8 protein-coding genes and 1 pseudogene are annotated in these 8,305 nt (G+C 70.2%); 5 read left to right on the top strand and 4 right to left on the bottom strand.

What is annotated here, in order from left to right; translation table 11 throughout:
* Together QN345_RS12670 and QN345_RS12665 are read left to right on the top strand one after the other, a co-directional pair.
* A partial coding sequence (locus QN345_RS12670) for an NAD(P)/FAD-dependent oxidoreductase (RefSeq protein ID WP_323508706.1) occupies nucleotides 1–1,339 on the top strand: 1,339 nt, incomplete at its 5' end.
* Nucleotides 1,340–1,464: 125 nt separating this feature from the next.
* Entirely contained in the window at nucleotides 1,465–1,998 is a 534-nt protein-coding gene (locus tag QN345_RS12665) for an SRPBCC domain-containing protein (RefSeq protein WP_134560684.1), read from the top strand.
* 91 nt (nucleotides 1,999–2,089) lie between these two features.
* Here the strand turns inward: QN345_RS12665 and QN345_RS12660 are convergent, their stop codons facing one another.
* Nucleotides 2,090–2,653, bottom strand: coding sequence for an acyl-CoA thioesterase (locus tag QN345_RS12660; protein WP_134562101.1), 564 nt, complete (start codon nucleotides 2,651–2,653; stop codon nucleotides 2,090–2,092).
* 42 nt (nucleotides 2,654–2,695) lie between these two features.
* Here QN345_RS12660 and QN345_RS12655 point away from each other — a divergent pair, with 42 nt between their 5' ends.
* Nucleotides 2,696–3,334, top strand: a complete 639-nt coding sequence (locus tag QN345_RS12655) for a LysE family translocator (protein ID WP_134449187.1) — start codon at nucleotides 2,696–2,698, stop codon at nucleotides 3,332–3,334.
* Between the two features lie 10 nt (nucleotides 3,335–3,344).
* On the opposite strand, the gene QN345_RS12650 is transcribed toward QN345_RS12655, so the two are convergent.
* Nucleotides 3,345–4,325, bottom strand: a complete 981-nt coding sequence (locus tag QN345_RS12650) for an alpha/beta hydrolase (RefSeq protein WP_241975507.1) — start codon at nucleotides 4,323–4,325, stop codon at nucleotides 3,345–3,347.
* Between the two features lie 96 nt (nucleotides 4,326–4,421).
* Entirely contained in the window at nucleotides 4,422–4,967 is a 546-nt protein-coding gene (locus QN345_RS12645; protein WP_323504631.1) for a YbhB/YbcL family Raf kinase inhibitor-like protein, read from the bottom strand.
* A 135-nt stretch (nucleotides 4,968–5,102) separates the two neighbouring features.
* Between QN345_RS12645 and QN345_RS12640 the strand changes: the two genes are divergently transcribed.
* Both QN345_RS12640 and QN345_RS12635 read left to right on the top strand, forming a co-directional pair.
* Nucleotides 5,103–6,803 carry a sodium:proton antiporter gene (locus tag QN345_RS12640; RefSeq protein ID WP_323508705.1) on the top strand — a complete coding sequence of 567 codons (1,701 nt, stop codon included), beginning with the start codon at nucleotides 5,103–5,105 and terminating at the stop codon, nucleotides 6,801–6,803.
* 112 nt (nucleotides 6,804–6,915) lie between these two features.
* Nucleotides 6,916–7,809, top strand: a complete 894-nt coding sequence (locus tag QN345_RS12635) for a rhodanese-related sulfurtransferase (protein WP_323504629.1) — start codon at nucleotides 6,916–6,918, stop codon at nucleotides 7,807–7,809.
* Here QN345_RS12635 and QN345_RS12630 read toward each other — a convergent pair.
* A pseudogene (locus QN345_RS12630) lies at nucleotides 7,778–8,305 on the bottom strand (hypothetical protein); the annotation flags it as partial. The gene QN345_RS12635 and the pseudogene QN345_RS12630 overlap by 32 nt on opposite strands.

The following is an 8,305-nucleotide window of genomic DNA, read 5'->3' as shown; positions in this document are numbered from 1 at the left end:
GCCCGCCCCGGCCGGCGGCCTCCTCGTCGACAACGGCGACGCCGAAGCCACCAGGGCGAGCTTCGACCGGATCGGCGCCGGAGCCGATTCCGACGCCTGGGCCGCCTTCTACGCCGACACCGGGCGGCTCGCCCTGGCGCTCTTCCCCACGGTCTGCGAACCCCTGCCGACCCGCTCAGAGGCCAGGCGCCTGCTCGGCGACGACTCCCTGTGGGAGCGCTTCGTCGAACATCCGCTCGGCCGGACCATCACCGAGGCATTCACGAACGACCTCGTGCGCGGCGTCGTCGCGACCGACGGCCTGATCGGCACCTTCACGTCGGCGGAGGCGGGCGACCTCGCCGCGAATCGCTGCTTCCTTTACCACGTGATCGGCAACGGGACCGGGGACTGGGACGTTCCGATCGGCGGGATGGGCGCCGTGACGGGCGAACTCGAGAGGGCGGCGCGGCAGGCGGGCGCCCGGATCGTGACCGACGCCGAGGTGACGAGCGTCAGCCCGGACGGAACCGTGCGCTACCGGCGCGGCGGCAGCATCCGCGAGGTCGCCGGGACGGTCGTGCTCTCGGGGGTCGCCCCCTGGGTGCTCGAGCAGCTCCTCGAAGCGGATGACGGCGGCCGGGGCACGACAGGGGCCGCGCGTGCGGACGCGCCAGGGGCCGGGCCGAAGCCGGAGGGCGCCCAGGTCAAGGTCAACCTGCTGCTGCGCCGGCTGCCGCGGCTCCGCGACACGACGGTCTCCCCCGAGGCTGCGTTCGGCGGAACCTTCCACATCAACGAGACGTACACCCAGCTCGAAGGCGCGTACGACGAGGCCGTCCGCGGGATCATCCCGGACCGGCTGCCCTGCGAGATCTACTGCCACTCCCTGAGCGACCCGAGCATCCTCTCGCCGGAACTCGCGGCATCCGGCGCACACACCCTCACCGTCTTCGGCCTGCACGCGCCGAACCGCTGGCTGAGCGACGAGAACAACGACGCCACCCGGACGAGGCTGCAGGAGGCTGTGCTCGCCTCGCTCAACTCGGTGCTCGCCGAGCCGATCGAGGACCTGCTGCTGACCGATGCCGCCGGCAGGCCCTGCATCGAGACGAAGACGACCCTCGACCTCGAACACGCCCTCGCAATGCCGGGCGGGAACATCTTCCACGGTCCCCTCGAGTGGCCGTTCCTCGACGACGACGCCCCGAGGGACACCGCGGCGGAGCGCTGGGGCGTCGCGACCCGGCACCCGCGCATCCTGGTCTGCGGCGCGGGCGCCCGGCGCGGCGGCGGGGTCAGCGGCATCGGCGGGCACAACGCCGCAATGGCGGTCCTCGAGGCAGAGCTCGACGACTGAAACGACGGCCGAACCCGCGGCCGGCGGCTCGCTGACGGAGCCGTCGGGCGATGCTGTGGCACGGGAACGCCCAACGGGTTTAGCCTGAAGGCACGGCTCGTGTTTCACTCATCGCGGAGGTCCCCATGTCAGCCAAACCCACCGGTCGCCTTGCCCATCGCGAGGACGGGCTGTACCTCATGCTCGATCGGCTCTTCACCGCCCCCATCGACGACGTCTGGGCGAGCGTCAGCCGGCCAGGCGGCCTCGCCGGGTGGATCGGCACATACACCGGCGCGCCGGAGACAGGCGCCGTGCGCTTCAAACTCTCCGAAACGGATGCCGAGTGGACGTATGTGACGATCCTCAAGTGCATCCCGCCGAAGCGGTTCACCGTCAACCTCGGCGAAGGGGACGCGGCGAGGCACCTGATCCTGCACCTCGTCGAAGGCGCGGGCATGACCACGCTCACCCTCGGGCAGCGCCTGCACTCCGCTGCGGATGCGGCACGCGTCGGGCCGTTCTGGGACTACTACCTGGATCGCCTCGTCGCGATGCGCACGGGTCACCCCGTGCCCGGCCACGAGCACTACGCGGGCGCGCACGAGCTCTACTACTCCGAGCTCATCGTCCCGGACAAGCCCCCGGTCGTTCCCGTCCCCGCACCGCCGCGCGCATAGTCCTGCCGACCGTCCCCGAGGGTGCGAGCCCTCCCGGACGTCGGCGCGCCAAAGCGGCTGTGCCCGCTGCCGAAACGGCCGCTGCCGCCGGCTACTCCCAGAGACTCGGAGCGGCCGCGCGGGTCGCGGGCAGGGCGACGTCGGCGCTCCACTCGAGCAGCCACGCCGGGACGGTGAGGCCGGCGGGTGCCGGTCCGACGGCGGCGAGCAGTTCCTCGATTCCGACGACGCCCCCGCTGCGCTTGAGGAAGCGGCCCCGGATGAAGCCGAGCGCGAGGATCTCGGGGTTACCGTCGGCATCCGGTCGAACGAAGCGCTGCTCCACGTAGACGGCCTTCTCGTCGAAACCGAGGATGCGCGACTCGACGGTGAACCGCTGGCCGACGGTGAGCGATTTGCGGAAGCTGATGGTCTCACTCACGACGACGGGGTACCAGCCGCGTGCGGTGAAGATCGGCCAGATGCCGGTACGGTGCAGCAGGTCGAGCCTGGCGATGTCCATGATCGACAGGTACACCCCGTTGTTCATGTGCCGCAGGATGTCCTGGTCGGTCGGGAGGGTCACGAACCGGGTTCTGACGACGTCGTAGGACCCGACGCGGGGGCCGCGCTTCGACAGCCAGCCGTGGAAGAGGGTGCGGATCAGCATATGCATCCTGCGATGTTAACGCCTCGGGCGATTGGGTAGCATTCCGGTATGGTCCCGATCGATCACCTGCTCACCTTCGCGCTCGCTTCCGTCGCCCTCATCGCGCTTCCGGGGCCGACCGTGCTGTTCGTGATCGGACGCTCCCTGGCGCTCGGGCGTCTCGGCGGATTCCTGAGCGTGCTCGGGAACGCCCTCGGGATGCTGCCCCTCATCGCGGCCGTCGCGCTCGGCCTCGGCGCGATCGTGACCCAGTCGATCGTGGTGTTCACGATCGTCAAGGTCGTCGGGGCCGCATACATCGTCTACCTCGGCATCCACGCGATCCGGTACCGCGGCGCGGTCACCCGGACCCGCGGTGTCACGCTCGTCGCCCGGCCGTGGTGGCGGCTGCTCGCCGAAGGGTCGGTCGTCGGCGCCACAAACCCCAAGTCCATCGTGTTCTTCGTCGCCGTGCTTCCCCAGTTCGTCGACTACCGTGCGGGCGCGGTGCCGCTGCAACTCCTCACCCTCGGCACGGTCTTCGTGGTGCTCGCCCTCGCCGGAGACAGCGTCTGGGCCATCGCCGCCGGCTCGGCGCGGGACTGGTTCGCGAAGTCGCCGAAACGGCTGGAGAAGCTTTCAGCGGGCGGCGGGGTCATGATGATCGGCCTCGGCGGCGTCCTCGCCGCGACCGGCGCCCAGAGCTGACCCGCCGTCCCTAGACGGCGACGGGGACCGGGACGGGCAGGGCCGCGACGCGACGGACGAACGCGCCGAGACGGCGGTACACCTCCTGCGATTCCGGATGCCGCGCGTCCTGCTGCCAGGTGTGATGGGTGTTCGCCTGTCGCCGGTCGTAGATCAGGCTGTCCACCTGAATCGACCTGCGCTTGAGCGCCGCGATGAAGTTCAGGTTCGCCCGGTAGAAGTAGTCCCGTTCGCTCGTCGTGACGAAGACCGGAGGGAACCCGCTGTCGAGCCATTCGATCGGGTTCATGAACCGCGCCGCGGCCCGCAGCACGACTCCGCGCCCCCGCTCGGGCAGCAGCATGCGCAGGAAGTTGAGGCTCAGCACGAAGCCGCGCTCGAACATCACCGAGAGGTCGGCGATGCTGCAGTGCTGCACGAGGCCGCGGAGGTTGCCCGGATCCACGTGGGGTTCGATGCCGTAGTGGGCCGCGAGCTCCGGCTCGAAAGCGGATGCCGCCAGGAGCGCCGCGATGTGACCGCCGGCCGAATCCCCACCGAGCACGATCCGGGTGGGGTCCCCGCCGAAGTCGGCAATGTTGCGGGCCACCCAGTCGAGCACCGCATTGCCGTCCTCGAGCATGTGCCTGAGCTGGAACCGGGTGGCCATCCGGTAGTTGGCGTTGACGACGACCATGCCGTCTGCGGCCTGGCTCGCACAGTACTTGGTGAGCGGCGCCTTGTCGCCGGAGGTCCAGCCGCCCCCGTGGAAGTACACGTAGACCGGAAGCGGCCCGGCAGGGTCGTGCGGCACCATCACGTCGAGCCGGTGGTCACGGCTCTCATCCCCGACGTAGTCGACGTCGATGTGGTAGTCCACAGTATCGATCGGCTGGAGGTTGAACTTGTGCAGTTCGCCGGGTGAGAGCCGGATCATCAAGGCCCGCCAGACCCATACGGGCACACGGCGGAGGCTGGTTTCTCGGGGTTTCAGGGTGGTTCCTGCGGTCATGCGAGGGTGCTGCGGATCTGGTTCACAGCACGAACCTAGGTCCCGCGCGTGTGAGCGACCTGAGAAGCTCTCATGTTCCTGTCGGGGACAGGCCTTCTAGGGGTGCAGCGCCGCCCCGCCGAATGCTCCGGTCGCCTCGATGACCGCGCGGCCGAGGGTGTGGAACCGGAGGGTGAAGCCGAGCACGGCGGGAGTCGACCCGGGGTCGAGGTCGAGAGTGGGGACATCCACTGCGTGCACGATGAACTGATAGCGGTGGGTGCCGGTTCCGGGCGGCGGGCCGGCACCGATGAAGGAGGTGAGCCGCAGCTCGTTGGGCAGGGTGACCGCGCCGCCGGGCAACTGGGCACCGCCGGGGGCGCCGGCTCCGGCGGGAAGGGACGTGACGGCGGCCGGGAGGTTGAAGACCGCCCAGTGCCAGAAGCCAGAGCCGGTCGGGGCATCCGGGTCGTAGAGAGTGACCGCAAAACTCTTCGTGTCGGCGGGGAACCCGCTCCAGGACAGCTGCGGCGACCGGTCGAGGCCACCGGCTTCCTCGCCGAACTGCGCGGCCGAAAGCGGTGCCCCGTCGGTCACATCCGTGCTCGAGAGCGTGAAGAGCGGCACCTCGCCGTAGACGGCGAGCGGATCGGCGGTGGTCATGGGTCCTCCTGGCGGCGGGGGTTCTTGTGCGGGCTGCCCCCAGTTTAGGCGCCAGGCGTCCTCGCTTCGAAGATCCTCAGGCGCCGCCAAGGTCGCACAGCGGTCGGGTCCAGCCCGGCTCGCTACGGTCCAGCAATGGACTACCCCCTTCTCGGCGTCTTCGGCATCCTGACCATCGTGTCGGTTGCCGTCATCGCGCCGCGGCTCGGAGTCGCCGCCCCGCTCCTCCTCGTGCTCATCGGGATCGCGGCGAGCCTCGTCCCCGGCGTACCGGCCTTCGATTTCCCGCCCGAGCTCATCCTCGCGGTCGTCCTCCCTCCACTCCTCTATTCGGCGGCGGTCAACGTGCCGCTGCACGACTTCCGCCGCAACGCGACGGCGATCACCGGGCTCTCTGTGCTGCTCGTGATCGTGAGCGCCGTCGCGAGCGGAGCACTGTTCCACTGGCTACTGCCCGGACTCAGCGTTCCCGCCGCCCTCGCGCTCGGTGCGGTCGTGAGTCCGACGGATGCGGTCGCCGCGACCTCGATGGGGCGCCGGCTGGGGCTGCCACCCCGGGTGGTGACCCTGCTGGAGGGTGAGGGACTGCTCAACGACGCCTCGGCCCTCGTGCTGCTCCGCTGTGCGATCGCGGCGACGGCAGGCGGGGTGTCCCTGATCGGCGTGGCCGGGGACTTCGCGTTCGCGGTCGGAGTCGCGATCGGGATCGGTCTCGTCGTGGGGCACCTGACCGTGTGGCTGAGGTCGCGCCTGGGGAACGTCGTACTCAATACGACGATCTCATTCGCGGTGCCGTTCCTCGCGTTCATCCCGACCGACCACGTCCACGCGTCCGGGGTGCTCGCCGTCGTCGTCGCCGGGCTCGTGACCGGGCATCGGGGGCCGCTGGTCTTCACGGCGGAGGTGCGGATCAGCGAACGGGTGAACTGGCGGACGATCCAGTTCGTGCTCGAGAACGGCGTCTTCCTCCTGATGGGCTTCGAACTGAAATACCTGGTCGGCGAGGTGCACGAGGACCATGTCAGCGTCATCGAGGCCGTCGGCATCGGGCTTCTCGCGACCGTCGTCCTCGTCGTCGTCCGGGGCGCCTTCGTCGTCCCCCTTATCGCCCAGCTCAAACGAGAAGAGCGGAGGGCCCGCGCCGGCGGCCGGGAGGTCGACTCCGCACTGCGGCGGTTGCGCACGGCCAGCCACGAGGACGTCGCCCAGGCCAGGGCCCACAGGAGGCTGACCAGGAAGCGGGCGGACCTCGACTTCCAGACGGTCGAGAGCCTCGGCTGGCGGGACGGCGCTGTGCTCGGCTGGTCGGGGATGCGAGGCGTCGTCGCACTCGCCGCCGCGCAGTCGCTGCCGACCGGCATCCCCTACCGGCCGCAGCTGATCTTCATCGCGTTCACCGTTGCCCTCGTGACCCTGATCGTGCAGGGCGGCACCCTGCCGCTGCTGATCCGCAGGCTCGGGCTCACCGGAAGCGCCGAGGCGGATGACCAGCGTGGCTTCGCAGCCCTCGTCGGCCAGATCAGCGCGGCCGGTCTCGAGAGCCTCGGCAACCCTGCGCTCGCGCAGGACGGTGGTGAACCGTTCACCGCGGAGGCACTGTCCCGGGTGCGTGCGGACAGCATCCGCCGCGCACAGGCGCTCGACGAGACGGCGGCCCCGGCCACCGGCGCCCCTCACCACCAGCACCGTGCGCTGCGGCTGCACGTGCTCGCACGTGAGCGCGCCGCCCTGCTCAACGCCCGTGAGACCGGGGCATACGGCTCGCACCTCATCGAGAGGGCCCAGCGCATGCTCGACCTCGAGGAAACCCGGCTGTCCTCCAACCCCTGGGCATAACTCCTGCACATTCCCCGGCGGTGGAATTCCTGCCGCGTGATTCCGGGGCGCCCGCCGTCAACCGCGGGAATCTGCAGGAGTTACACCGAACCAGGGCGGGTAACATGGCGCGGTGGCCATTCCGAAGATCCTGCTCTACTACGTCTTCACGCCGCTCGCCGACCCCGAGGCCGTACGGCTCTGGCAGCGCGACCTGTGCGAAGCCCTCGGCCTCCGCGGCCGCATCCTGATCTCGAAGGACGGGCTCAACGGCACGATCGGCGGCGACCTCCCGGCCGTGAAACGCTACGTGCGGAAGACGCGCGAGTACCCGGCGTTCCACGACATCGACTTCCGGTGGAGCGAAGGCACCGGGCTCGACGAGGCCGGCCTGAGCCTCGACTTCCCGCGCCTCGTGGTGAAGGTGCGCGAGGAGATCGTGAGCTTCGGCGCTCCCGGCGACCTCACGGTCACCGCGGCAGGAGTGCAGGGCGGCGGCACCCGGCTCTCCCCCGCCGCGCTGCACGAACTCGCCGCCGAGCGCGGCGACGACCTGGTCTTCTTCGACGGCCGCAATTCCTTCGAAGCGGAGATCGGGCATTTCCGGGGCGCCGTCGTTCCCGACGTCGCGACGACCCGCGACTTCGCCGCAGAGCTCGACAGCGGCCGGTACGACCACCTCAAGAACCGGCCGGTCGTGACGTACTGCACCGGCGGCATCCGCTGCGAGGTGCTCAGCTCACTGATGAAGGACCGCGGCTTCGGCGAGGTCTACCAGCTCGATGGCGGCATCGTGGGGTACGGCGAGGCCTACGGGAATGCCGGTCTCTGGGACGGTTCGCTCTATGTCTTCGACCAGCGGATGTCCGTCGACTTCGCAGGGGACACCGCGGTCCTCGGCCGCTGCGCCTGCTGCGCGGCAGCGACCAACCAGATGCAGAACTGCCGCGAGCCGTCCTGCCGCGCACAGCTCGTCGTCTGCCCTGACTGCGCCGCTACGGCGCCCGCCTGCCCCGCGCACTCCTGACCGGCCGCGCGCGGGCGAACTCCCTCGCGTCCCTGGCCGAGAGGGCGAGCAGGATCAGGATGTCGAAGGTGACGCTCACGAGCGAGGTCCGCAGGGTGATCGCGGCCCCGTTGACGGCATAGTCGACGAAGCTCGTGACGATGCTCACCGTCGCGAAGGACATCGCGACGATCCGTGCCCAGTTCCGGCCGAAGTACACGAATGCGGCGAAGCCGATGTTGAGGGCGAGGACGACCCCGTAGCCGGCCAGCAGGATCCCGAGGGCGACCCCGGCCGTCGCGGGGTCGACGGTGCCCGCCGGCGTGCCGTCGAGGGCGACGGCCGAGACGAACTCCGGCCAGTCGAGCGCCGCGAGGACGATGACACCGAGACCGGACAGGACCCGCGCGCCGAGCATCAGCGCTCCGACGCTGATCGATGCCGGCCGCCCGCGCCGGGTCCTCGAGCGGGTGCGCGAAACCCTCGCCGACCAGGGCAAGCCTCTCCGCGGCGCACG

The sequence above is a fragment of the Cryobacterium sp. 10I1 genome, from assembly GCF_035019805.1.
Lineage (GTDB): Bacteria > Actinomycetota > Actinomycetes > Actinomycetales > Microbacteriaceae > Cryobacterium > Cryobacterium glucosi.
This window is presented reverse-complemented; position numbering and strand designations above follow the sequence as displayed.

Bases quoted from the DNA above. Each gene is read 5' to 3' on its own strand.
- QN345_RS12645 (WP_323504631.1), bottom strand. From the start codon at position 4,967: ATGACCACCGCCGATCCGCTCGCCGTCTACGGCGAGGTGCCGCTCTTC.
- QN345_RS12665 (WP_134560684.1), top strand. From the start codon at position 1,465: ATGTCAGCCAAACCCACCGGTCGCCTTGCCCATCGCGAGGACGGGCTG.
- QN345_RS12655 (WP_134449187.1), top strand. From the start codon at position 2,696: ATGGTCCCGATCGATCACCTGCTCACCTTCGCGCTCGCTTCCGTCGCC.
- QN345_RS12650 (WP_241975507.1), bottom strand. From the start codon at position 4,325: ATGACCGCAGGAACCACCCTGAAACCCCGAGAAACCAGCCTCCGCCGT.
- QN345_RS12660 (WP_134562101.1), bottom strand. From the start codon at position 2,653: ATGCATATGCTGATCCGCACCCTCTTCCACGGCTGGCTGTCGAAGCGC.
- QN345_RS12640 (WP_323508705.1), top strand. From the start codon at position 5,103: ATGGACTACCCCCTTCTCGGCGTCTTCGGCATCCTGACCATCGTGTCG.